Origin of the sequence: Bartonella sp. OT172YNZD, assembly GCF_042193725.1 — a bacterium.
GTDB classification, from domain to species: Bacteria; Pseudomonadota; Alphaproteobacteria; order Rhizobiales; family Rhizobiaceae; genus Bartonella; species Bartonella grahamii_A.
Genome location: NZ_JBHILZ010000003.1, coordinates 88,638 through 114,512 on the forward strand (window position 1 = coordinate 88,638; position 25,875 = coordinate 114,512).

The 25,875-nt window shown below is 37.3% G+C and carries 23 protein-coding genes and 1 other RNA gene; 13 read left to right on the forward strand and 11 right to left on the reverse strand.

Annotation, left to right across the window (positions count from 1 at the left end; all coding sequences use genetic code 11):
- Positions 1–11: 11 nt before the first annotated feature.
- The 10 genes from rimI to ACFIJS_RS02200 form a co-directional block, all read right to left on the reverse strand.
- Entirely contained in the window at positions 12–503 is a 492-nt protein-coding gene (rimI, locus tag ACFIJS_RS02155; RefSeq protein ID WP_375649472.1) for a ribosomal protein S18-alanine N-acetyltransferase, read from the reverse strand.
- On the reverse strand, positions 503–1,189 hold the full coding sequence (tsaB, locus tag ACFIJS_RS02160) for a tRNA (adenosine(37)-N6)-threonylcarbamoyltransferase complex dimerization subunit type 1 TsaB (RefSeq protein WP_375649474.1): 687 nt from the start codon (positions 1,187–1,189) through the stop codon (positions 503–505). Before tsaB ends, rimI begins: the two co-directional genes overlap by 1 nt.
- A 725-nt stretch (positions 1,190–1,914) precedes the next feature.
- Entirely contained in the window at positions 1,915–2,943 is a 1,029-nt protein-coding gene (locus tag ACFIJS_RS02165; RefSeq protein ID WP_375649476.1) for a YeiH family protein, read from the reverse strand.
- Positions 2,944–3,011: 68 nt separating this feature from the next.
- Positions 3,012–3,617: a recombination mediator RecR gene (gene recR / locus ACFIJS_RS02170; RefSeq protein ID WP_375649479.1), complete on the reverse strand. Its 606-nt coding sequence runs from the start codon at positions 3,615–3,617 to the stop codon at positions 3,012–3,014.
- A 36-nt stretch (positions 3,618–3,653) separates the two neighbouring features.
- Positions 3,654–3,977, reverse strand: coding sequence for a YbaB/EbfC family nucleoid-associated protein (locus ACFIJS_RS02175; protein WP_375624615.1), 324 nt, complete (start codon positions 3,975–3,977; stop codon positions 3,654–3,656).
- Positions 3,978–3,991: 14 nt separating this feature from the next.
- Positions 3,992–5,932 (reverse strand): DNA polymerase III subunit gamma/tau, encoded by a 1,941-nt coding sequence (locus ACFIJS_RS02180; protein ID WP_375649481.1) that lies wholly within the window; start codon positions 5,930–5,932, stop codon positions 3,992–3,994.
- A gap of 222 nt (positions 5,933–6,154) precedes the next feature.
- Positions 6,155–6,252: signal recognition particle sRNA small type (gene ffs, locus ACFIJS_RS02185), an RNA gene on the reverse strand.
- Between the two features lie 324 nt (positions 6,253–6,576).
- A complete protein-coding gene (locus ACFIJS_RS02190; protein WP_375649568.1) occupies positions 6,577–6,948 on the reverse strand; it encodes a hypothetical protein in 372 nt (123 codons plus the stop codon).
- A 399-nt stretch (positions 6,949–7,347) separates the two neighbouring features.
- Complete coding sequence (locus ACFIJS_RS02195; RefSeq protein ID WP_375649483.1) at positions 7,348–8,211, reverse strand: prephenate dehydratase; 864 nt, start codon at positions 8,209–8,211, stop codon at positions 7,348–7,350.
- Positions 8,208–8,939, reverse strand: a complete 732-nt coding sequence (locus ACFIJS_RS02200; protein WP_375649485.1) for a 3-deoxy-manno-octulosonate cytidylyltransferase — start codon at positions 8,937–8,939, stop codon at positions 8,208–8,210. Before ACFIJS_RS02200 ends, ACFIJS_RS02195 begins: the two co-directional genes overlap by 4 nt.
- 104 nt (positions 8,940–9,043) lie before the next feature.
- Here ACFIJS_RS02200 and ACFIJS_RS02205 point away from each other — a divergent pair, with 104 nt between their 5' ends.
- Positions 9,044–9,607: a c-type cytochrome gene (locus ACFIJS_RS02205; RefSeq protein ID WP_375649487.1), complete on the forward strand. Its 564-nt coding sequence runs from the start codon at positions 9,044–9,046 to the stop codon at positions 9,605–9,607.
- An 875-nt stretch (positions 9,608–10,482) separates the two neighbouring features.
- Here ACFIJS_RS02205 and ACFIJS_RS02210 read toward each other — a convergent pair.
- Positions 10,483–11,277, reverse strand: a complete 795-nt coding sequence (locus ACFIJS_RS02210) for a molybdopterin-synthase adenylyltransferase MoeB (RefSeq protein ID WP_375649490.1) — start codon at positions 11,275–11,277, stop codon at positions 10,483–10,485.
- Positions 11,278–11,364: 87 nt separating this feature from the next.
- On the opposite strand from ACFIJS_RS02210, the gene gshB reads away from it, so the two are divergent.
- From gshB to ACFIJS_RS02270, 12 genes are all read left to right on the forward strand, one after another.
- Positions 11,365–12,303, forward strand: a complete 939-nt coding sequence (gene gshB, locus ACFIJS_RS02215; RefSeq protein ID WP_375649492.1) for a glutathione synthase — start codon at positions 11,365–11,367, stop codon at positions 12,301–12,303.
- A gap of 142 nt (positions 12,304–12,445) precedes the next feature.
- Positions 12,446–13,492 carry a PstS family phosphate ABC transporter substrate-binding protein gene (locus ACFIJS_RS02220; protein ID WP_375649494.1) on the forward strand — a complete coding sequence of 349 codons (1,047 nt, stop codon included), beginning with the start codon at positions 12,446–12,448 and terminating at the stop codon, positions 13,490–13,492.
- 73 nt (positions 13,493–13,565) lie between these two features.
- On the forward strand, positions 13,566–15,026 hold the full coding sequence (gene pstC, locus ACFIJS_RS02225; protein WP_375649497.1) for a phosphate ABC transporter permease subunit PstC: 1,461 nt from the start codon (positions 13,566–13,568) through the stop codon (positions 15,024–15,026).
- The gene (pstA, locus tag ACFIJS_RS02230; RefSeq protein ID WP_375649499.1) at positions 15,023–16,312 is read left to right on the forward strand and encodes a phosphate ABC transporter permease PstA; all 1,290 of its coding nucleotides are present in this window, start codon (positions 15,023–15,025) and stop codon (positions 16,310–16,312) included. The genes pstC and pstA overlap by 4 nt, the downstream gene beginning before the upstream one ends.
- A 51-nt stretch (positions 16,313–16,363) precedes the next feature.
- A complete protein-coding gene (pstB, locus tag ACFIJS_RS02235) occupies positions 16,364–17,122 on the forward strand; it encodes a phosphate ABC transporter ATP-binding protein PstB (protein ID WP_375649501.1) in 759 nt (252 codons plus the stop codon).
- 21 nt (positions 17,123–17,143) lie between these two features.
- Entirely contained in the window at positions 17,144–17,866 is a 723-nt protein-coding gene (gene phoU / locus ACFIJS_RS02240) for a phosphate signaling complex protein PhoU (protein WP_375649504.1), read from the forward strand.
- Positions 17,867–18,413: 547 nt separating this feature from the next.
- Positions 18,414–19,256 carry a cell wall hydrolase gene (locus ACFIJS_RS02245; RefSeq protein WP_375649506.1) on the forward strand — a complete coding sequence of 281 codons (843 nt, stop codon included), beginning with the start codon at positions 18,414–18,416 and terminating at the stop codon, positions 19,254–19,256.
- A gap of 176 nt (positions 19,257–19,432) precedes the next feature.
- Positions 19,433–20,680 carry an aminopeptidase gene (locus tag ACFIJS_RS02250; RefSeq protein ID WP_375649508.1) on the forward strand — a complete coding sequence of 416 codons (1,248 nt, stop codon included), beginning with the start codon at positions 19,433–19,435 and terminating at the stop codon, positions 20,678–20,680.
- A gap of 280 nt (positions 20,681–20,960) precedes the next feature.
- A complete protein-coding gene (gene mutM, locus ACFIJS_RS02255; RefSeq protein ID WP_375649511.1) occupies positions 20,961–21,836 on the forward strand; it encodes a bifunctional DNA-formamidopyrimidine glycosylase/DNA-(apurinic or apyrimidinic site) lyase in 876 nt (291 codons plus the stop codon).
- An 83-nt stretch (positions 21,837–21,919) separates the two neighbouring features.
- Entirely contained in the window at positions 21,920–23,314 is a 1,395-nt protein-coding gene (locus ACFIJS_RS02260; protein ID WP_375649513.1) for a M20/M25/M40 family metallo-hydrolase, read from the forward strand.
- On the forward strand, positions 23,307–23,927 hold the full coding sequence (locus ACFIJS_RS02265) for a ribonuclease D (RefSeq protein WP_375649515.1): 621 nt from the start codon (positions 23,307–23,309) through the stop codon (positions 23,925–23,927). Before ACFIJS_RS02260 ends, ACFIJS_RS02265 begins: the two co-directional genes overlap by 8 nt.
- Before the next feature lie 1,439 nt (positions 23,928–25,366).
- A complete protein-coding gene (locus tag ACFIJS_RS02270) occupies positions 25,367–25,696 on the forward strand; it encodes a hypothetical protein (RefSeq protein ID WP_375649518.1) in 330 nt (109 codons plus the stop codon).
- Positions 25,697–25,875 lie beyond the last annotated feature (179 nt).

A 25,875-nucleotide genomic window follows, 5' to 3' on the forward strand; every position in this document is an offset into this window, starting at 1 on the left:
TTACACAAATCTCAATCTATTTGCTTAAAAGTTTTTTGCATGATAATTGCATCACCACGACCATTTTTTGACGGGTAATAGGAAAGACGTTGAGAAATTTTTTGAAATTCAAAGCGTTGATAAAGGTTCAAAGCAGAAAGGTTTGTGGCTTCTACTTCCAAGAATAATTTTATAGCGCCCTTGTCATGAAGATGGTGAATTGTACGATCGATAAGAAAGGTACCAATTCCTTGTTGACGATAATGAGGGTGAACAGCAATTGTGATGATTTCTGCTTCATCAAGGATGAGACGGCATAGGCAAAAGCCTAAAATTTGATCAAAGCGATCAATGAGAAAAACTTTGTATCCGAAAATGGAGTGATCTGTTAAGAAATTATCAAAAGCTTGTTTTTTCCAAGAAGGGGTAAAACAATGTTGATGAATTTGATGAAGAGGAGCACTATCATTAACTTGTAGCGGAGCAATTCCAAAATTCTTTTTTGTCAATGAAAATTTTGTCATTATTTTTTTTGTGGTAAAGCAAAATTGGTTTGTTGTTTTGCATCAGCACTACGTAGATAGAGTGGGCGAGGCGAATTTTTTGATTGTTTGTTTGCAGCAAGATAAGCATAGTTTACAATATCAGCCGCTTCGCAGGGGATTTTTTCTAGGACAATTTTTTCGGTTATTTTATGGTTTTTAATATGCTCCACGACGACATCAGCAGCTGGGCCAGTTAGACGGGTTTTTTTTGGCAAATCTTCGAGGATATTTTCAATTGTTTTTAACCCCGGCGTTCCCAAAGGTGTTAGATCATTATGAAAATTTTGATGGTAGAACATCTCTCTCCCTGCTTCAATGACAACAGTAATTGCTGATGCTGTACTTTTACTGTTTATTACTTGTGCTGCTAACGCTTCAAGAGCACTCACTCCAACAGCTGGTATTTCAAGTGCTAATGCCAGAGCGCGCGCTGTTGCAACACCAACACGTACACCAGTAAATGATCCAGGTCCAATATTGACAGCGATACGCTCAACTTGATCAAGCGCCATATTGGCTTGTGTCATTATTTGTGTAATCTGCCCAATAAGTTTTTCAGCATGCCCTTTGTTCATGCGCTCATTGATACGCGCAATAACAGATTTATGACGAATGAGCGCAACAGCACAATAAATTGAAGCAGTATCTATAGCAAGGATAAGCATAAAAATATTTTAGTTGAATAAAACGATAAACAAAAGTCCTGCTGTATTTTTAATCTTTTTATTATCGTATATTTCATTTGTAAAAAAGTTACTAGTGCCAATAAGCAACAATATCTTTTTATGGGATAGAACGAGATGTTGATTTAATCTTTATTTTTTTTACTTTTTGAATGAGTACCTTGAGTATTGTAAGATTCTCTTATTTCAAATCTATTTATGGTGAAACAATTAAAGTTATTAGCTTGTATATTACAAGCGGAGTTAGCGTATGAATAAAAACTCCTTTCACGAATCGTTTAAATGTAAGGATTGTCACACCATTTTAAGCTATCACATAGTACGATGATACCACTTGTATTATATAGTAAGTAAAAGTAATTTAAAAGGGGGGAAAGCCATGACCTCACATTTTTTCCAAATAAGAGCATATTCTATCAGTCTTTATATAAAAACTTCAGCATAATGAGAGCAGATGAAAGGAATGGCATTGTTTTGCATGAGTTACGTATTTTGATATTATGTCATTGTAAATCATTATGGACTGAAAAGCTAATAAGCAAATTTGACAGTTTTCACTTAAATATCACAGCTCTTTCAATTTTTTGTATAGAATAATGAGCAGTTTTTTAGAACTGTTGCTGATTTTATGAAAAAACTGCTTTTAATATTAGTGAGTCTTTAGATTGATTGCATGCTCCGTTGAAACAAATAATAAATTGCATATTTCAAAATGTTATATGGTTCAGATCAAGCAATTTTATCATGATAAGGCTACAAGCACCGAGAAGGAGTATGGAGGAAGTTGAAGCTAAAATAACCCGCCGTCCTGCTTTTTTTAATGAACAAATATCAACACCTAATCCTAAAGCTGCCATTGAAATGACCGTGAGCACTTGAGCAATAAGTCTGATCGGGTTTATAGCCGTTTCAGGAATGAGCCCACTTGAGCGGATAAGCATCATGATAATAAAACCGATGATAAACCATGGTACAAGAGTATGTAGACGAAAATGTGTTTGTGCTGATCGACGATAGATGATTGACAGAGTAAAGATAACAGGACCTAACATTAAAACCCGCACCAATTTGACAATTGTTGCAATTTGAACGCTTACAAAAGAGACAGATGCTGTTGCTGCCAAAACTTGTGGTACAGCATAAACAACCATACCTGCAAGCACACCATATTGGCTAAATGATAAATTCAAAAGTGGATGTAAAAAAGGAAGAAGTAAAATAATAAGGACCCCTAAAAGAGCAGTAAAAGCAATTGATGCAGCTACATCGTCATGTTTTGCTTTAATAACAGGCGCAACAGCGACAATAGCTGAATTGCCACAAATGGCGTTACCACAAGCGACCAGCATTGCTAAATTTGTAGAAAGCCCGAAAAGTCGACCAATGGCAAAGCTAAGGATAATCGTTACGAATATAACGAATATGATGCTAGCAAGTAAATTCCAACCGGCTGAAAGCACTGCGTTAATACTAATGCTTGCTCCTAGAAGAACAATAGCAATTTCAAGAAGTGTTTTTGCACAAAAGGTGATACCTTTTTGAAAGTATGTTGGTAAAGTCAAACAACTACGAGTAATAGATCCTAAGAGAATTGCCAAAACAAGGCTTTCAAGCCACGCTTCTGCGAAAAGCTGTTTTTCTACAACCTCTAAACCATAAGCTAAGGCTGATATGAGCAAACATACTAGAATACCTGGACCAAAGTTGTTTACAAGTGAGAAATTTTTCTTGATCATTTTAATACTTTCCCCATAAAAAGAAAGAATAGCAAGTAAGAAGAGATAACGGGTATTAGAAGCGAGTTTTAAAGATTGGTCCTTGCCTGTAAAGCTGCTGCCAAAGTTCCATCATCAAGATAATCTAGTTCACCTCCCACGGGTACTCCATGTGCAAGTCGTGTAATTTTAACCGAATAATTGGTGAGCTGATCAGTGATGTAGTGAGCTGTTGTTTGTCCTTCAACCGTAGCATTCACGGCTAGAATAATCTCTGTAATTGGATTTTGTACGACACGCTGTATTAAAGAGGTGATATTGAGTTCATCAGGACCTATTCCATCTAATGGGGAGAGCCGGCCACCTAAAACGTGATAACGTGCGGCTAAAGTTTTTGCACGCTCAAGAGCCCAAAGATCAGCAATATCTTCAACAACAATAATTGTTGTATCATCGCGGCGCAAATCTGTACAAATTGAACACGGATCAATGGTATCGACATTTCCACAAACAGAACAAATGCAGACTTTCTCTACAGCTTCTTGGATTGCTGCTCCTAAAGGTTCCAGTAATGTCTCCTTTTTTTTGATGAGATGAAGTGCAGCACGGCGTGCCGAACGAGGGCCAAGACCTGGTATCCGCGCTAAAAGCTGAATAAGACGCTCAATCTCAGGTCCTGCGATGTATTTAGACATACTCTTACTCCAAGGGATTAGGTAAAATCCAGTTCATTAGAACGGAAGTTTGAAACCTGATGGGAGTGGTAGCCCTGCCGTCATACTTTTGGTTTTTTCTTCTATTGCGACTTCGATTTTTGTTCTTGCTTCATTATAAGCTGCCATAATGAGATCTTCAAGAATTTCAGCTTCCTCAGGTTTGAGTAATGAAGGATCAATTTGAATTGCTGTTATAATATTTTTGCCATTTAAAGTGATATTGACGAGATCACCCCCTGCAGTGCCGGTAGCTTGTAGATTAGCTATTTCTTTCTGAATTTTCTGCATTTTTTCTTGCATTTCTTTGGCTTTTTTCATCATGCTCATCATTTCACGCATAGGAATAGGTATCCTTATTCATCATTGATATCATTTTTATTTTTAAAAATATCAGCATTTTTAAAGGTATTGGGGAGTAAATCAAGATCATTTTCTTCTTTATTGAGTCGGATATCGACAATTTTTGCTTCTGGGAAATGGTTGAGGATTTTCGCGATATCAGGATCTGTTTCTGCATTGGAAAAAAGAGACTTTTGAATCGCTATACTTTCCTCCTGTAAGGTTGGTCCACCTCCTTCATTAACAAAAGTTATTGTCCAGCGTTTTTCAGTCCATTGAGATATCTTTTTTTCTATATCATGAGCAAGAAATTGTGGAGCATTTTCAGAAAGTCTTAAGGTAATATGCCCAGCTTCAAAAGAAACAGGATGAACAAATTCTTTAACAAGGAGTTTGAAAGGAGCGTCATTATGCTGTTCGGCTAATTGAACAATATCGTGCAAAGAATTAATCACTAGAGTTTTAGGTTGAGTAATCTTTTCTGTTGTTTGCGTGACAGAATGCGATAAATTTGCAATCTTTTCAGAAAGATTAATAGCTTGAGAAGTTTCAAGAGTTTCTGTTACTTCTTGGGCGTTTATTTTGTCAGTAGTGTGATTTTTAACTAAATTTTCCGGATGTAAGGAATGATCTAATTGGTTTTTCAAGGATGTTTTTAAATCTGATTGATCTGGTAATGTATTTGAAATACTCGAGGAAGCATAGGCTTCGATCATTGTTTCTTTTGTTATATTATTTGCGTTTGTAGATTTTTGATGAGAAGAGTTTTTAACCAGTGTGAGAGGTGTTTTTTCTTGCGTAAGCTTTTTTAAAGCTTCATCAAGAGTTGGTAAGTCAGCCGTGTGAGCAAGACGAATTAAAAGCATTTCAGCGGCTTGAAGCGGACGTGCAGTTTGGTTAACTTCCTGTAAACCTTTGAGTAACATTTGCCAGTTTCGGGATAAAACAGGAACGGAAAGTTTTTTTGAAAAGTCTAAACTTCTTAAACGTTGTTCTTCAGTCAGTGAGAAATCTTCCACTATTTCTGGTGTAAAACGTAAACGTGTGACCAGATGATTAAAATCGGCTAGTTCTGTCAATATAGTAAGAGGATCTGCACCTGCCTCATATTGACTACGTAATTCATGTAATGCATTAATAACATCGCCCTTCATGATAAATTCAAAAAGATCAATAATACGTGCTTGATCCGCTAATCCTAACATTGTACGCACCGCAATGGCATTAACATTGCCATTACTATGGGCAATCGCTTGATCAAAAATGGATAATGCATCACGTGCAGATCCTTCTGCAGCACGGGCAATCATAGAGAGTGCTTGATCTTCTACTTCTACCTTTTCATATTTCGCAATTTGGCGTAAATGTGCACTCAAAGCTTTTGATTCAATACGTCGCAAATCAAAACGTTGGCAACGCGAAAGGATTGTAATAGGAACTTTGCGAATTTCTGTTGTGGCAAAAATAAATTTCACGTGGGACGGTGGTTCTTCAAGAGTTTTCAATAAACCATTAAAGGCTTGTGTTGAGAGCATATGTACTTCATCGATAATATAAACCTTATAACGTGCAGAAACAGGACGATAGCGTATTTGTTCAATAATTTCACGAATATCATCAATGCCCGTATGAGAAGCAGCATCCATTTCTATAACATCAATATGGCGTCCTTCGATAATTTGTGTGCAATGTTCACCAAGAGAGTCCAATATGGTTGTTGGTTGGTCAATATCTTTTGTTTTATAATTAAGCGCACGTGCCAAAATACGTGCTGTTGTGGTTTTACCTACGCCACGAATCCCTGTTAACATCCACGCTTGTGCAATCCGACCTTTTTTAAAGGCGTTGGTGAGAGTACGCACCATAGCTTCCTGACCAATGAGGTCAGAGAAGTTTTGGGGTCGATATTTACGAGCAAGAACACGATAGGCTGTTTCTACCGGTACATTTTCCATGAATATTTCCAACTTCGAAGTTCTTTATGCGTACATTTTGATAATACAAAAGCATAGATCAATACTGTAGTCTCATATAAAAGGATTTTTTCTTAATCAAATTATTTACGGGACAATTTGTTTAAAAATAACCAAACCCCTTTATTTGCTGCATACAAATGCCGCTCTGAAGATTAAAAACACCTTGCTAAAAGACAGCATAAAAATAATTTCTTCAGCAAAATAGGAGGTTGGGACGATGACCCGTACCAGAACTCGTTGGGGCTGCTTCTTTCCAGACCTGACCCAGTTGGCGAGCAGTTCGTCCATCGCCAACCTCCCAAGTTCATATTGTCGATTTGGAATAAAAAATCAAGCTCAGAAACGAAAAATATGGAAAGAACAGCGATTTTTTTCTTTTAGCTTAATTCTCACACTATGAACTACTAATATTCTGGGGAGTTATCAATTTCTATTTGAAGATCACTCCATATTTATCTGGTATATTGGTTTGATATAATGACAGATTATAGGAGGTGCTCATTGGTTAAAGGATATTAAGATACAGTGGTAGGGAGCTTAACTCGCTGAAGCCGCTCACTAAATTAGGGCTAGTTTGTTGCTGAGAGGACTACTTTAAAACTGAGGTACTATAGAAAATATTATTAAAAATCCCCTGCATTACATTCTATGTCAGTAACATTTTGGTTAGTAATGTTTTTAAAAATATAGCTTTCCGACCCAGGAAAGCCGAGAACGAGAGACTTTACATCTTTAAGGATAAATATCTTATTTTCATCATCAGCAATAATTTCTAATCTGTCTAAATCGGAAGGAGTTGTGTACGATAAAGTGAACGATACTTTTTCGGGTTCAAATCTCTCACAACCGCACTCAAAGCCTTGCGGTAGTTTACCAGGCGTACCAATTGTAACACTTTCATTTGGTGCAAAATTCCATTCTCTTTCACCAAATCCAGCAGATGCAACAGTGGAGTAAGTTAGAATATTTGCAGCTAATAATCCTTGAGTAAAAATTTTTTTCCATTGTGTTTTTCCTTTTTAGTGCATAACCATACCGATTATAAATTATTTTTGATGAATGTAAAAGGTTGAATTTAACTCAGGGATGCCAGACTATACTCCATTTTTTAGCTTTACATTTATTCCTTTGGGGTAGATCGCTATGGAAGATTGTTTGTACTCTCAGTGAATGCACTCTTATATGATTGGTATAATGGTGAAAGGAGACTTTTGTTTCCGATGTTGGCGTCATTTTTTTTGTACCGGCTGAACTCGGATTCATTATTTTGTAAATTCGCGAAGGAATGCTATACGGATAATAAAAGGATTCTATGAGTATATACTGTTACTTATTTTATTTTTCAGTGCTTATTTATGAAGAGCCGTTATGCAATTTAACAATTTAATTGTTCTTTATACCTGCGGTTTTCGATCGTTTTTAGCAGGATAGATGCCGATTATGCGCAACTCAGCAGAAAAGAAAGCAAGCTCTTCTAGAGCGAGTTTCATCATGGGATCTTCAGGATGCCCTTCAATATCAACGAAAAACTGTGTTGCATTGAAATTTCCGCCAATTTGGTAGCTTTCTAATTTTGTCATATTGATACCATTTGTGGCAAATCCACCCATAGCTTTATAAAGGGCAGCAGGGACATTACGGACTCGAAAAAGAAGGCTAGTAATGATTTTTTCACCGTTTTGAGGTTTGGGTACGTGTTGTTGAGAACGTGAAAGGATAACAAAACGCGTAATATTATGAGGACTATCTTCAACATTTCTTTCAAGAATATCAAGTCCATAGAGTTCTGCTGCGATCAGAGGAGCTAAGGCTGCTTGTGAACGCTTTCCATTTTTTTTAATAAACTTTGCGGCACCAGCTGTATCAGCAGAAGTAACAGGTATCCAGCCATTTTCACGTATGATTTTTCGGCATTGTGCAAGGGCATGCGTATGGCTGTGGACGGTTTTAATTTCGTCATATGTAACGCCGGGCAAAACCATTAATTGAAAATGGATAGGTAAAAAATATTCATCAATAATATAAAGAGATGATTGCGGTAAAAGATGATGAATGTCTGCAACGCGTCCCGCAAGAGTATTTTCAATAGGAATCATAGCAAGATCAGCTTTCCCACTTTCCACTAAATTAAGGGCGTCTTCAAAAGTAGCAGAGGGAACAGCATCCATATTGGGGAACATATTGGAGCAAGCAATATGGGAATTAGCGCCGTATTCTCCTTGGAAAGAAATTTTATTGTTTTTTTTAAGTATTTTCATGCTAAAATCTCACAAACTCTATCGAGATCATGTTGTGTGTCTACACCTAAGGGAATTGTATCGACTATTTCCACATCAATACGCATATTGTTTTCTAATGCACGTAATTGTTCAAGTTTTTCACGTTTCTCAAGTGGTGAGGGTTTGAATGATACAAATTTCTCAAGTGCTTCGCGCCTATAGGCGTATATTCCAATATGGTGATAAAGAGGACCCTCTCCATAAGGTGCTTTGGCGCGCGTAAAGTAAAGAGCACGAAGGCGATTTTGAGAAAGCGGTGTACCAATGATTTTGACAACGTTTGGATCTCTTGTTTCATTTTCTTCAATGATTTGAGCTCCCAAGGTTGCAATATCAGTAAAGCTATTTTCTAAAGGGCGTAGCGCATGAATGATTTCACGAGGCATTATTGTTGGTAAGTCACCTTGTATATTTAAAATGGCATTGTAACGTTGTTCAGGATCAATACGCATTAAAGCTTCATAAATACGATCAGATCCAGACTTATGATCACCTTGTGTTATGATACATTCATGCCCATAATCTGCAACAGCTTTAGCAATATCATTATGATCTGTTGCAACGATCGTACGCCCTATTGCAGCTTTTTTGGCTTGTTCTGCGACATGAACAATCATCGGCTTTCCGCCAATTTCAGCGAGAGCTTTTTGAGGAAGACGGGTTGAGCCTATACGGGCAGGAATAAGAATAATTGGTTCAAGAGTCATTGTAAGATTCCAAATGTCATCTATGATGCATTTATGATGTTGTGTGTTCTAAAGAAAAAGCTTAAACTAAAAATGGTAATGAAACCGTGAACATTTGAGTTTTTATGAATCGCTCGAGTTTTATTTATTTTATTTGTGCTTGTTTATGTGTGCTGGTCATTATTGTGGGGATTTCCACACTCAGCAATATAGTTTACGATTATCCTACATCAGTCCAATATCATCATACAGTTGCCAAGAATGATACATTTCAAGAAAAACAAAAAGCACCTGATGTTTCCCTATCACTAAATAGCCGCCTTCAACAAGGCAATTTTGAAAATGGCCGTAAAATTTTTCGCCAATGTGCCATATGCCATACTTCTGGACGCAATGAAGCAGGGCGTGTTGGTCCAGTTCTTTGGGAGATTGTTAACCGCCCTTTGGCATCAGCAGCAGGTTTTTCTTATTCACGAGCATTGCGTGCTCATTCTGATCAAAAATGGGATTTTATCACTTTGGATCGTTATCTACATTCTCCACGTGAAGCTTTTCCTGGGACCATTATGTCTTTTCGTGGAATTAAAAATGACCAAGATCGTGCCGATCTTTTACTTTATTTACGCAGTTTATCCGATCATCCTATTCCTTTACCAATAGATAATAATAAAGCGAACGAGCCAAATTAATATATACCATAGATGTTAATTTTAGAAAGAAGTCTGATTTTTTTGTAATTTTAGTTTCACGGTTTTATCACAAGGGCTCTTATTGATGTTTTGTTAGGGAGAACGCTCCTCACGCAAAACAGAACACATTTAACGTTGCATATTGACTCGCTTGTTTTAAAGAGATTTCTTAAGAAAGTGCACTTTTTACGCTGTCATTTGCAGATTAGTTTTCAAGATTCGTTTGCTTCACTTTTTCTACATATGCTTGTCTGTGAAATTATCGCTGAAGGATTATCAATTCATGAGCCGCAGGTTTCTGCTTCTGAATGCAATAATTATGTAATTAAAGCTCGCCATGAGGTTTATCTTAATCCTTCTATACACATCAATCCCCATGTATTTTTCTTATGCACAGAGACAATTGATTGTCCTTTTATGATGTTTGATGAATAGACGTTTTCTCTTGAGGTTAGAGGTGTAGGTACAGATCATTGACCTTTTATAGTGTCGATCACTAAAATATGATTTAGACTATTTATTTATAAGTTATGGTTTGAAGTAAGCACTTTCATGTGAAGCAATTTTTATGTATGAATAGTAAAATAGTTGAATAGAGTTCTGCTGAGTGTATTTTTATCTACTTCAAAAATTTATGACACAGGAATACTGATGGTAACTACGTTTGCACGAGTTTCTGTCCATTTATAGACGATGACATGAAATTATGCTGATAATCCATTATAGAGAATTATTTTTTCACAAAAGGTCTTCCATATTTGGGATAAATTTAATAGTTTCCATTGGTTACAGTGTTTCGATGACTTGCGATAAAATATTAAGTATTTCAATACATATTGCGAGAGTGCTTAAAATTAGTCGGAAAAGAGACACAATCATGATTCTCTAAGCTTCTTAATAACTATGGCATTTTCTTTATAATTTGAGCGTTTATAAGTAATAATATTAAATTGCGCTAATAATCCATTATAGAGAAGAATCTTTCCTACTAATGGCTCTCCGATGTTTGTGATCATTTTAATAACTTCCATTGCTTGTAGGGTCCCAATAACGCCAGCTAAAACACCGATGATTCCAGTTTCAGCGCATGTTGGGATAGTTCCGTGAGCCGGAGGGATGGGAAATAAATCGCGATAGTGAGGATTATTGTCTTTATACGGCATAAGGACGGTTAATGAGCCATTAAAACGTTCTACAGCACCACTAATTAAAGGTTTTTTGCATTGGGCAGCGTGATCAGCAAGAAGATAGCGTGTTGTAAAATTATCACTTCCATCAACAATGATGTGGTAAGCATAGAGCAGTTTATCCACATTACTGTTATCTAAGCGTAGGGTGTGTTTTTCAACTATAACATGGGGGTTTATTGCTTTTATAGTGGTTTCAGCACTGTCTGTTTTGCTTTTGTTTATTGCATTTGTTTTATGAATAACTTGGCGTTGTAAATTGGAAAGTGAAACGATGTCGTTATCAACAATTCCAAGGGTTCCAACACCTGCAGCAGCCAAATAGGTTAAGACAGGAGCACCAAGACCACCAGCGCCCACAACAAGAACACGTGCTTTTTTTAGCTTTTGTTGCCCTGCACCACCAATCTCAGGCAAAATGATGTGGCGTGCATAGCGTTCGATTTCTTTGTTGTTGAATTTTGTATCTGTTTCTTGTGTCATAAATTTTCTCTTGTCATAGTTCTTTTATTGTTTACTAAGTTTATGGTGCATAGACCAGTCTGCTTTTAGGATAGGGAGGATTTATTTATGAGAATTGCCATTCAGATGGATCATATTTCAACAGTTCGGATTCAAGGAGATACGACATTTGCACTCGCTTTAGCAGCACAAGAACGTGGACACTCTCTCTTCCATTATACACCAGATCGTTTATCTCTGTGCGGTGGTTGTGTGATTGCACGACTAGAGCCATTGATTGTATATGATAAAGAGGGAAGCCACTATCAATTAGCAAAGCCTGTTCGCACGGAATTAACAGATATGGATGTGGTTCTTTTACGCCAAGATCCACCTTTTGATCTCAATTATATCACAACGACTCATTTGTTAGAACGTATTCATCCTAAAACACTCGTTGTGAATGATCCGGCATGGGTACGCAACACTCCAGAAAAAATTTTTGTTACTGAATTTTCTGATCTGATGCCAGAAACATTAATTACCAAAGATATTGAAGAAATAACAGCTTTTAGAGAGACATTTGGCGATATTATTGTTAAACCACTTTATGGAAATGGGGGCGCTGGTATTTTTTATTTAAAACAAGATGATCGCAATTTCGCATCATTGTTAGAAATGTTTGCAGAAATTTATCACGAACCTTTTATTGTTCAGCGCTATTTAGAAGCAGTGCGAAAAGGAGATAAAAGGATTATTTTACTTGATGGTACACCTGTTGGAGCTATTAATCGAATTCCGACAAAAACAGATGTGCGCTCTAATATGCATGTTGGAGGTCGAGCGGAAAATGTTGAGTTAACAAAACGTGATTATGAGATTTGTGAACGCATTGGTCCAGCCTTAAAAGAACGTTGTCTTCTTTTTGTGGGGATTGATGTGATTGGAGATTATATAACAGAAATTAATGTGACGTCTCCTACAGGAATTCGTGAAATTAAACGCTTCTGCGGGACAGATGTTGCTCATTTGTTTTGGGATATTATTGAGTTCAAGCGTTCAAATTAATTTATTTGACAGAGGACAAAACCATGGTTTTAAAAAAATGATCCATGTTGTTTTTTTATATTTGTTATGTTGCAAATGTGAATTAGAATGACCGTATGATATAAATTAGGAGGCTTTGTCCTCAATTTTAGGGAGTTTATAGATGAGCAAAGTATTATCAATTGGAGTGGGATTGATTTTTGCGCTACTGCTGTCAGCAAATGGAGGCAATGCGCGTGATCAAATACAGATTACTGGTTCATCTACAGTTTTACCTTATCAAAAGATTGTTGCTGAGACATTTGGAGAAATTTATCCCCATTTTAAGGTTCCTGTTATCGAATCGGGTGGAACAGGAGCTGGTATTAAGGAATTCTGCCGTGGTATTGGGGAGAACACCGTTGATATTGTTAATGCTTCGCGAGCAATGAAACCGAGTGAATTACAGTCTTGCTTTGATGCTGGTGTAAAAGATGTTGAGGAAATACGTATTGGGTATGATAGCATTGTTTTTGCAACAGATATTAAGGGTCCTGATTGGAAATTACAGCCAGTAGATGTTTATAAAGCCCTTGCTGCTCGAATTATTGTGGATGGAAAGTTGCGACCGAATAATGTTTTGAAATGGAGTGCAGTTAATAGTGCTCTTCCTGATTGGACAATAGTAGCGTATATTCCTGGAGAGAAGCATGGGACGCGTGAAGTTTTTGAGGAAAAATTACTTACTGAAGGGTGTAAAGAGAGTGGGGCAGTTGAGGTGATGAAGTCTTTAGGAATGGATGATAAGGAGATACACACTGCTTGTATTGCGGTACGTAAGGATGGAAAAGCGGTTGATATTGATGGTGATTATTCTGAAACATTTGCGCGTCTAACTTCTAATAAAACAGGGGTTGGTATTTTTGGTTTGTCTTTTTATCAAAATAATGCTGATAGGCTAAAGGTTGCCTATATTAACGGTTTTGCGCCAACAGTTGAAACGATTTCTAGTGGACAATATCCAGTTTCTCGTCCGCTTTTTTTCTATATTAAGAAAGCACATTTAGATATTGTTTCAGGTTTACGAGAGTATGTTGACTTTTTTCTTTCTGATCAAATGATTGGTCCAGAGGGTCCCTTGGCTGAATATGGTTTGATTGTTTCTCCTGAAAAGGAGCGTCAAGCACAGCGTTCTGATTTTTCTGCTGGTCGAGTAATGACATTGAAATAATTCGCAGGGAAATTTATTGGATTTCTGGGATAGGAAATTTTGGTGCTATTTTTTATAAAAACTGAAAGATAAAATGCGCATTTCCTTCATTATTTTGCTATTATTGATTTTTGGATTTTGTGGCTTTTGTATTTCTTATATGCGAGCACGCACTCTTGAATACAGACGAGATAAAATGCATTCTCGTGCCTATTATTATGGCTGGTGGACATTTTTGATTACTGTTATTCCAGCTTTTGTTTTTTTAATTTTTTGGGATGCTGGGAGTACAATTTATTTAGAATATAATGCCTCTCGAGAACTTGGGGCGTATAGTGCGCATGTAACAGAGTCTGTAAATCATGATCTACTTTGGGAGACACTTCGAAGTCTCGTCAAAATGATTCATCGCTTTGAGGGGAATCTTTCTAACGCTTCCTATAAGGAAGTGCAGGCACAACTACTCGCGAAGGGATTGATTTTACCTTATGAAGCATCGGATGATGTGTTCAAAATAGCACAGTCGTGGGTGTTCTCTTCTGAAAAGCTTAAGTTTATAGGTTATGGTTTCCTTTTTGCTATTGCGTCTTTTGGTTTTATCTGTGGAATGATGCAAATTGCACCTCATCAGCGTGCGCGCAATAAGGTTGAATCTTTTATTATTATTGGATTGATTTGTGCATCTATTGTTGCAGTCTTGACAACAATAGCCATTGCGCTTTCTATGCTTTTTCAGACATTAAGCTTTTTTCAGTCTGTATCCTTTTCAAATTTCTTTTTAGGAACAGTTTGGGATCCACGTTTTTCCGCGAGCGGTTCGAGCGATGAAGTAGGACAATTTGGTTTAATACCGCTTCTTGCTGGTACGCTTTATATTGCATTTGTCGCCATGCTTTTTGCTGTACCTATAGGACTATTTTCAGCTCTTTATATGGCGGAGTATGCTTCTGCGCGATTGCGAGCAATTGTAAAACCGTTGTTGGAAGTTCTTGCTGGCATCCCAACCATTGTTTATGGTTTTTTTGCTTTGAAGGTGGTAGGACCATTTTTACGTGATCTCTCTGTTTCTCTCTCAGATGGGGTCGGTTTTATTATGGCACAAAGTGTTTTTACTGCTGGAGTTGTAATGGGAATTATGTTGATACCTTTTGTTTCCTCTTTATCGGATGATGTTATTACGGCTGTTCCACGCATTTTACGTGAAGGTTCTTATGGTTTAGGCGCAACGCAATCTGAAACAATTAAAAAGGTTGTTATACCAGCAGCGCTTCCAGGGATTATGGGGGCTATTTTGTTGACGGCATCGCGTGCAATTGGAGAAACAATGATTGTGGTTTTGGCAGCAGGTGTTGCAGCAAATTTAACACTCAATCCGTTCGAAGCAATGACTACGATGACTGTTAAGATTGTTAATCAATTGACCGGTGATTTTGAGTTTAATTCTCCACAAACTCTGGTAGCTTTTGCCTTAGGAATGACGCTCTTTGTTATGACACTTTTGATGAATATTCTGGCTCTTTATATTGTGCGTAAATATCGGGAACAATATGAATGAATAAAGATTTTTTTCCTCGTCGCAATATTAGCCTCAAGCGTCGATATTGGGCTGAACGTCGTTTTCGTGCCTATGGTTTAATTGCCATTTTTATTGGTTTGTTTTTTTTATTTGCGCTTTTATGGTCTATCATTAGTCAGGGTTATACAGCTTTTTTTCAAACTGAAATGACATTATCAATTTATTTGGACGAAAAGATCATTGATCCAAGTGGTCAACGTAACACAAAACCGCGAGTGCTCATGATGGCGAATTATCCACTTCTTGTACGCAATGCTTTAGCAAAGAGACTTAATATAGATCAAAATGATCGAGCCTCTCTTCGGGATGTTAGCCGTATGTTTTCAAATGGTGCCCGCGTTCAACTGCGTGAAATGGTGACAAAGAATCCAAAACTGATTGGCACAATGCAAAAAGTTAAAGTTTTGGCATCTGCGGATATTGATTCTGCTTATAAGGGACAGATTGATCTGCGTGTAGCAGAAAAAAACCGTAAAGTTTCTAATCGACAAGTAGAATGGATAAAGCGTTTAGCGCATGATGGTACGCTTTATAAAACATTTAATATTGGTTTTTTTACATTTGGCGCTTCAAGTCGTCCTGAGACTGCGGGATTAGGTGTTGCGATCATTGGTTCTCTTTATATGATAGGCATCGTTTTATTAGTTTCACTTCCAATAGGTATAGCAACGGCTCTTTATTTAGAAGAATATGCACGCAAAAATAAATTTACAGATTTTATAGAGGTTAATATCAATAATCTTGCAGCTGTTCCTTCAATTGTGTTTGGTCTTTTAGGACTCTCTTTTTTTGTTAATTTTTTAGGATTACCACGTTCAGCCTCTTTTGTTGGTGGTCTTGTTTTAGCGCTCATGACTCTTCCCACGATCATTATTGCAACACGTTCTGCTCTGCGTGCTGTTCCTCTCTCTATTCGTGCAGCAGCTTTGGGGTTGGGAGCATCAAAAACACAAATGATTTTTCATCATGTTGTTCCTTTAGCTGCGCCTGGCATTTTGACAGGCACAATTATTGGAGTCGCTCAGGCTTTGGGTGAAACAGCTCCTTTGCTTTTGATTGGAATGGTTGCTTTTGTTGTTAATATTCCTACGACCCCCATGGATCCAGCAACGGCTTTGCCTGTTCAAATTTTTATGTGGGCGGGTGAAGCAGAGCGTGCTTTTGTTGAAAAGACATCAGGTGCTATTATTGTATTGATGATTTTTCTTGCGATCATGAATATTTCTGCGGTTTTTTTACGTCGACGATTTGAACGTCGCCAGTAATTTTAATAAAACAACAGCTTTGATAAGATTTTTGTAAGGTGAATTTTTGTAATGAAGATTAAAATGCGCGGTCAGGATGTGAAGGTTTCTTACGGAGATAAAGAAGCACTCCACGGTATTACACTTGATATTCCTGAACATCAAGTAACTGCTTTGATTGGTCCATCAGGATGCGGAAAGTCAACTTTTTTGCGTTGTTTTAACCGTATGAATGATACAATTGAAGGCGCTAAAACAACTGGTCTTATTACCTTAGATGGGGAGAATATTTATGACACACGGATTGATGTTGTAGAATTGCGCTCTCGTGTTGGAATGGTTTTTCAAAAGCCCAGCCCTTTTCCAAAATCTATATTTGAGAATGTTGCGTATGGTCCACGCATTCATGGTTTAGTTAAAACACGCTCTGAACTGCATGATGTCGTTGAAAAGAGTTTGAGGCAGGCAGGTTTGTTTGAAGAAGTAAAAGACCGCCTTCATGATCTTGGAACAAGTTTATCAGGGGGACAACAACAGCGTTTGTGTATTGCACGTGCTATTGCGGTTAGTCCTGAAGTTATTTTGATGGATGAGCCATGTTCAGCTCTTGATCCCATTGCGACAGCACGGATTGAAGAGCTTATCGATGCGTTACGGCAAAATTATACAATTGTTATCGTAACGCATTCCATGCAACAGGCCGCACGTGTTTCTCAATATACGGCTATGTTTCATTTAGGGCATTTGGTAGAAGTTGGTGCGACTGAAATGATCTTTACCTCACCAAAAGAGCAACGGACGCAAGATTATATTACGGGGCGTTTTGGATAGGTGAATTGAGGAGTGTAAGATATGTCTATGAAACATACTGTCCGTTCTTATGATGCAGAACTAAAATATTTAAGAGTAAGGATTACAGAAATGGGGAGCCATGCAGAAAGGATGATTGAACGTTCTGTCGAATTGGTTGTGTGTAGTGATCTTCAACTTGCAACGACAGTGATTGCCGATGATGTGTTTTTAGATGAAGCAGAACGTGACATTGATGAAAAAGCAGTTGCTATTATTTGCAAACGCCAACCGATGGCTGTCGATTTGCGTGAAATTATTGGAGCCATTCGTATTTCTTCTGATCTTGAACGGATTGGGGATATGGCAAAAAACATTGCTAAAAGGACTGTTGCACTTTCAGAAATACGTCAATCTGCTTCTGTTTATCATGGGCTTGAAACAATTACAGCTTTAGCACTCAATCAATTAAAAGAAGTCTTAAATGCTTATACGAGTCGCCTATTAGAGTGTGTTGACGCGGTGCGTGAGCGTGATGAGAAGATTGATGCTTTGTATACTTCTCTTTTTCGTGAACTTTTGACGTATATGATGGAAGATATGCGCAATATTACGGTTTGTACGCACTTACTGTTTTGTTTAAAGAATATTGAACGAATTGGTGATCATGTTACTAATATTGCTGAAATGCTGCATTATATCATAACGGGTTACCATATGTCCTCTGATCGTCCTCGCGATGACCTTACTTATAAAGTTGGGGTAGGTGAGAAGAAAATAGATTAAAATTTCTCTTATATATATAAAATCAGTTTGTAGATATATAAGTATTCTCTTATAGTGCAGCTATAGAAAGAATAAGATAACCATCTATGGAAAAGCACAAAGAAGCAACAAAGAGTTTTTTCAGAGAAGCATGGCAGATTGTTAACTCTTGGTTTGACATATTTGTATATTGGATGATATCATCACTCGTATTGTGGCAGGAGGGGAGTTTTCTAGGGGATTTCCTTTCGGATCATTTTGTTAAAATTTTATATTAAAGGGGATATCTGTATTATTTTTTCGTATGTAGAAGAAGTGGATAGTGTTACTTTATTGTAATTGAAACGTGTAGGTTATTATAGCCTATATTGAACCATAAAGAATAACAATATCGATCCGCAAATTAATAGTTTTTTATTTTTTATTTTGCATAGATACTTTTTGATTACCTCTTGTATTAAAATTTTACTGAGTGGTAACAATTAGCTATGTACTTTATTGAGAGATACATTTAAAGCTCATTTCAAGACTTGAATATCTCAGAGATTATAGGAATGTGTTGCATAAGATGAAAAAAAATCGTTGGAATGTTTTTGTTACCTGTTGTGTAGCACCGTTAGTTGTTGTGGGATGTGCTTCAAGTCATTTAGATGCTGGAAAAGTAGATAATAATAAGACAAAAACGGTTACATATCCATTGACAGAGCGTCAATGTCTTATGCGAGCGATGTATTTTGAATCAAATCGCACAAGCCGTGAAGGAATGATTGCCGTTGGAACGGTTGTTATGAATCGTGTTAATTCAACCGCCTATCCTAAGACGATTTGTGGTGTTGTTGGTCAATATAGGCAATTTGCTCCTGGTGTTTTAACGCGTCCTATGACGGAGAAAGCATCTGTTGCTCGTGTAAGAGAGGCGGCTGATGCTGTTTTACGGGGTGAACGAGATAAGAAAGTTAAACACGCTAAGTTTTTTCATACCGCTGGTTTATCTTTTCCCTATAAAAACATGCATTATGTTCAGGTTGCAGGGGGAAATGCTTTTTATGAAAAACGATCACGTGATGGGGAACTTCAAGTTCCTACAAATAATCGTCCTTATGATGTTGCTTATGCTTTTGCTCAAGAACGTTCTGGTCATGCGCCAAGCTTTATAGATGAAAGCTTAGAAAGTGGAAGAATAAAGGCAGAGAAAAGTGCATCTTCTTTGACAGAAGTAGCACAGTCCAAGACCAAGACAGCACATCCTGCGTCTTTTGCGATGGTACAGCTTGATAAAGTTCCTATTCCTGCCTATGCACCTCAACATCTAGCTAGGAAAGAGGAAAATAAAACGATAATGGCTTTACCTTCATCAGATCAGTTAAATGCAATTGTTGCAATGTTAGAAAAACGACACAGAAATTGGTAAGTTTTTCACGACCAAAGAAGGGTTATACACCTATTGCGGTTTATGAATTAAGTGAACCTTTTAGCGATAATGACACGCATAAATATACGTAGAGAAAGTGAACTCAAAGGATCTGAAAAACAATTTATAATATGACGACGTGAAGAACGCATTTTATTTAAAGAAGGGTATTGGTAATGTACTTTGATATTCATGAGACAATTTCGCCTGAAATGCTTAATCGTCTTGCAGAAATTACAGTAAAAGTGGGGTTGAATTTACAAGAGGGGCAGGATCTTGTTTTGACTTCTCCAGTTTCAGCATTACCTTTTGTTCGGCGTATTGCATATCATGCTTATAAGGTTGGTGCTGGTGTCATTACACCAATTTTTAGTGATGATATGTTATCGCTTACACGTTTTGAAAATGCCCATACAGCTAGTTTTGATTGTGCCCCTTCTTGGCTTTATGAGGGAATGGCGAAGGCTTTTGAAAATGGGGCAGCGCGTTTAGCGATTGTTGGTGATAATCCTTTGCTCCTTTCCAATCAAGATTTTGATAAGGTTGCGCGTTTGAATAAGGCGACTTCACTAGCTTACCAGCCTGCTCTCAAAAAAATATCGAATTTTTCTATAAATTGGTCGATTGTTGCTTATCCAACAGTAGGATGGGCTGAGACAATGTTTCCTTCTTTACCACTTAATGAGGCGATTAAAAAATTAGCCGATGCAATTTTTTCTGCGTCACGTGTTACAGAAGAAGATCCGGTACATGCGTGGATTGTCCATAACGAGAATTTAAAGAAACGATCATCTTGGCTTAATGAGCAGCGTTTTTCTGCCTTACACTTTACAGGGCCAGGGACTGATTTAATTGTTGGTTTGGCAGACGATCATGAATGGCATGGTGGTGCATCCGTTGCTCAAAATGGTGTTATTTGCAATCCGAATATTCCGACAGAAGAAGTTTTCACCACTCCTCATGCTCATAAGGTTGAAGGTTTTGTTCGTTCGACGAGGCCACTTTCCTATCAAGGAACACTGGTTGATAATATTGAAGTACGTTTTGAAGCAGGGCGTATTGTTGAGGCCCGTGCATCAACGGGTCAGGAAGTTTTGCAACAGGTTTTGCAAAGTGATGAGGGTGCAAGCCGATTGGGCGAAGTTGCCCTTGTACCCCATTCTTCACCAATTTCTAAGAGTGACCTCCTTTTTTATAATACCTTATTTGATGAAAATGCTGCATGTCATATTGCTTTAGGGCAGTGTTATTCCAAATGCTTTTTAGATGGGGCATCATTGACGTCAGAAGAGATTGCAGCACGTGGTGGTAATAAAAGTGTCATTCATATTGACTGGATGATTGGTTCTAGCGAAATTGATATAGATGGCATTACCCAAGATGGTGTAAGAGTGCCTGTATTTCGTAAGGGTGAATGGGCTTAATCCCGTTATGCCGTCAAATATAGTCATTTGAGGTGGGGTTGGATAAGCTTCATTGATACATTAAGTATTTTAGAGTGTCTGGTGAATATTCAAGGCGGTGCTTGACCATAAAGCTTTTACTTAATTAACTCACATGAGTAGGAAGCCAAGTGAAATCCACTCATCAAGAATTTGTTTTTTTATAGAGCAGATGTAGAGGAAGTCTTCGTTCTTTGAGGGGGGAAAGAAGTCAATTTATCGGTGATACGATTGGAAAGTGTATAATTATTAAAGAAGAGAGATGCCTGAACTTCCTGAAGTAGAGACAGTTCGTCGTGGACTTGAGTCCGTTGTAACTGATGCAAAGATAGTATCTGTCAGACTTAATCGTAAAGATTTGCGCTTTCCTTTTCCTGAGGCTTTTTCTGAGCGCCTTATTGGCAGAACAATTATAGAACTTGGTCGGCGTGCGAAATATTTATTATTCCATCTTTCTCAGGATGAAACGATTCTAAGCCATTTAGGAATGTCTGGTTCATGGCGTATAGAGAATGGTCTTTTAAGAACAGTTTTTTCAACGACAAGTAAATTGGTTAAGCATGATCATTTTATCATGGATATTCAAACAAGGGATGGTGAAGTTTATCATCTTATTTATAATGATGTGCGTCGCTTTGGATTTATGCTTTTAGTTAATACGGACAAGCTTTATGAACATCCACTTTTAAATAAGCTAGGGCTTGAACCTATGAGTAATTCGTTTTCTGGTCGTTATTTACAAAAGGCTTTTGTTAATAAAAGAAAGTCTCTCAAGAGCGTTTTACTTGATCAGTCTATTGTTGCAGGTCTTGGGAATATTTATGTTTGTGAAGCACTTTGGCGGAGTCGTTTGTCTCCACAACGTGGTGCCTTTACATTGGCATCAAAAACGGCACGTGCATGTGAATTTGCAGATTCTTTAGCACAAAATATACGTAATGTAACTTTTGAAGCCATTTTGTCTGGTGGCTCTTCTTTACGTGATTATATGCATATAGATGGTTCACTTGGTTATTTTCAACATGCTTTTTCAGTTTATGGACGAGAAGGCAAGCAATGTTTGGAATGTGGAACGCCTATTGTGCGCATTTTACAGGCTGGGCGTTCAAGTTTTTACTGCTCACAATGTCAAAAATGAATAAGGTGTCTTGCAAAATCTTACAAGAGGCTTAAAGTTGTCGTATCTATAATATAATTAGACAAGGCTTGAGAGGTTTTTTTATGCTGAATAAAGTACTAACACATCTTGATGGAAATATAGAAAAGAGCCTTGAGCGCCTTTTTTCTCTTTTACGTTTTCAATCGATTTCTACAGACTTGGCTTACAAGGCTGCATGTCGTAAAGCAGCTGATTGGTTAGTAGAGGATTTAAAAAGCATTGGTTTTGACGCTTCACGCCGTGATACACCGGGTCATCCAATGGTTGTTGGGCATCATCCAGGACCTTCGGATGATTGTTTGCATGTGTTATTTTACGGACATTATGATGTTCAACCTGTTGATCCATTGAGTTTATGGGAGGATGATCCATTTACACCTTCTTTAAAAGAGAGAGATGGAGAGAAAGTTATTTGTGCTCGTGGAGCTTCAGATGACAAAGGTCAGTTGATGACTTTTATTGAAGCATGTCGTGCATTTAAGAAAGAAACAGGGCAGCTTCCTGTTAAAGTTACTATTTTATGTGAAGGTGAGGAAGAGTGTGCTTCTCCTTCCCTTATTCCTTTTTTAAAAGCAAATAAAGATGAACTTAAGGCTGATTGCGCATTGGTTTGTGATACGTCGATGTGGGATGCGGATACACCGTCTATTGCTCTTTCTCTTCGGGGGATTATGGCAGAAGAGATTATTATTACAGCAGCGAATCGTGATTTGCATTCTGGTTATTTTGGAGGAGTAGCAGCTAATCCCATTCATATTTTAACGAAAATCTTAGCAGGACTTCATGATGAAGATAATAAGGTGACGCTTCCTGGTTTTTATGATGGTGTAGAAGAAACACCTCCACAGATTTTGCAGTCATGGAATGAACTTAATTGTACTGCTGAAAAATTTCTTGGTCCTATAGGGCTTTCCATTCCTGTTGGTGAAAAAGGACGAAGCATTTTAGAAAGCATATGGGCACGTCCTACAGCAGAGATTAACGGTATTAGTGGAGGCTATGAGGGAGAAGGAACAAAAACGGTTATTGCTTCTCAAGCAAGTGCAAAAATATCGTGTCGTTTGGTTCATAAGCAAGATCCAGAAAAAATACGTCAAGCCTTTCGTGATTACGTACGCAACTCAATTCCTGATGACTGTACAGTGACATTTAAAAATCACGGTTCTTCTGCAGCAATACAGCTTTCTTATGATTCATCTTTTATCAAGGCGGCAAAAGATGCTTTATCGCAAGAGTGGGAAGTTCCTGCTGTATTGACAGCTATGGGGGGGTCGATTCCAATTGTAGCAGACTTTCAGTCGATTCTTGGTATGGAAACTGTTTTGGTTGGTTTTGGACTGGCTGATGACCGTATTCATTCGCCTAATGAAAAGTATAATTTAAAATCATTTCATAAGGGGCAGCGGTCTTGGGCGCGTATTCTTGCTTCTTTCGCAAATAGGAGGGTAAATGGCTGAGATTCGTGTTCATCAAGGTGATTTACCAAACTTAGACAATTATCAAATTGATGCTGTTGCAATTGATACCGAGACTTTAGGATTACAACCCCATCGTGATCGTTTATGCGTTGTTCAGCTTTCTTCTGGGGATGGTACTGCTGACGTTATACAGATTGCTAAAGAACAAAAGAGTGCCCCCAATTTGATAAAATTGCTTGAGGATAAGGCGATCACCAAAATATTCCATTTTGGGCGTTTTGATCTTGCTATTTTAGCGCATACATTTGGTGTTATGCCAGAAGCCATTTTTTGTACAAAGATTGCTTCGAAACTCACGCGTACTTATACGGATCGTCATGGCTTGAAAGAAATTTGTAATGAATTGCTGAATGTGAATATTTCTAAGCAGCAACAATCTTCGGATTGGGCGGCAGAAACGTTATCACAGGCACAAATTGAATATGCTGCGTCGGATGTATTATATTTGCATCGTTTAAAAGTGATATTTGAAGAACGTTTAAGACGTGAAGAGCGAGAAAATGTTGCCAAGGCATGCTTTCAATTTTTACCTATGAGAGCTAGGCTTGATCTTTTAGGATGGGCGGAAGTTGATATTTTTGCGCATAGCTAACTTTAAAATTGGCTTTTAAATGGAGTTAATTATCGAAGTGAGAGGACAAAATGCTTGTACATTAGAGGCATTTTATCCTCTCATCTTTTCTGGTAAGAGTTATAATAAATTCTTAGTGCTATTTCATTTGAAGTTTAGACAATAAAAGTACTTTTGCGAATTCATATTTTTTATTTTGTAACAGCTTTTATTTGAAAAAAAAGCAATTTTGAGGAGAGGCTGGAAACATACGGTAGGTTGGAAGACTTAAATCTCTGAAACCGGTATACAGCCTCATTGGAGGAGAATATGAAGGCGTAAATGTAAAAACCAAATCTCATCTTTACCATCATTTTTAATTCTGCTTTACGACTTTCAAAAGTATCTAAAGCAATGTCTGTTAAATAATAGAGATTACGCATTGCCTCATGGTTTTGTTTCTCACATTTTTTAATGGATTTACGTTCTTCATGTAAAACAGAACGCTCTAAACGGAATATATTTCTGTTGCTAATTCATGTGCTTTTTTTTTAAGAAACCGACACCCAAGCCCATTTTACGGCGGCGCTTATGAATGGTATAACGGTAAACGCCTTCAATATGATATAAAATTCGTTGAGCACTCCCATCTTTACGCTTATAGAACAAGCCGCTACCATCACACACTTTGCCAACTTCGGATATTGTTTAGTCCTTGGCACTTGAGACGGTTCATAAGAGGCATTTTTAGTCTTTTCTTTAGTGTTTTTTATCTACACGGTTTTCCTCACGTGTAACATGCAATCAAATGGTTTTGATTGATCCAACATGAAAAAGATTGGGAATGAGAGAATCTTATGCTATTGAGAGTTCTCATTCAATATGAATAATGCTAAACTATCACTATAAATCAATACATTATATGATTAATGTATAAAAATAACCACGATTATACTGAACAATACAAAGAACGACTCCTAGAAAACTGTGCTAGAAACAAGTCAGCAAGAGCGCTTTTGACTAAGCCAAAATGTTGCAATAGCTTTTGCATTTAAACAGATTCGTAAGAATCCTCCCCTTCTTCAAGAGTTTTATCCATATATAAACCTCATTTATGATGTGTAAGCGAATAAATTTACTAATGTATAATGAACATGTTTGAAATGAGAGAATATTCTGATATTCGAGGGGCTCATTTTGTGTGAAGAAATATAAATTATATTTATAAATCAATATGTTGATGTGAAGTTCGTATAGTTTGTTATTTTCAGATGATACTTCGTGTCTTTATTTATTACTCAATAAGTGATTTCTATGTTGGCAGAGCAGGACAATTTGCTTTTATTTTAAAATCAAAATGCTCCCAAGCTTTATTTTTAAGGATTTTCACTTTTTCTCTATAAACATATTATTTTTCTCTAGAAATTTGCAATGAAGGCACTAGATAAAATCCATTATGGATATTTAATAAGGTTAAATTTATGAACATAAAATATTTTATTACAGCGTTTGCTACTTTTGCTTCAATCTCTATCGCTCAGGGTGCGAGTTTTTTAGCGTCTCAAAACTTTATACAGAGAGCATCTTCGGCTGTTCCTCCAATAGGTCTTTTTTCTAGTGAACAGCTTCGCAAGGTTTTATCTGAAGTTTTTCAAATAGAATTTTCTTGTATAAATAACAGCGAATGCATAACAGCAGCTAAGTTAGTACCTGTGTCACATTCTGGTAAAAAAAGAGGATATAATTCCAAAAAAGGACTAGGGAAAAGAGGGCGGACAAACCTATTTACACGAAGTCCAATGAGTTTTTAAAAAGTAAGAAAACAACATTGATAGGTGTAACATATGCTCGAGAATTGAAGAAAGAAGATATTATCACTTGAAAACAGGGGGGAGAAATTTGTGTAAAGGGTGTTATGATTGTGAACAGTGAGAATGAAGAGTACTGTTCGGAAAAGATATGAGCAGGAATTTCAGTGGAAGAATAATAC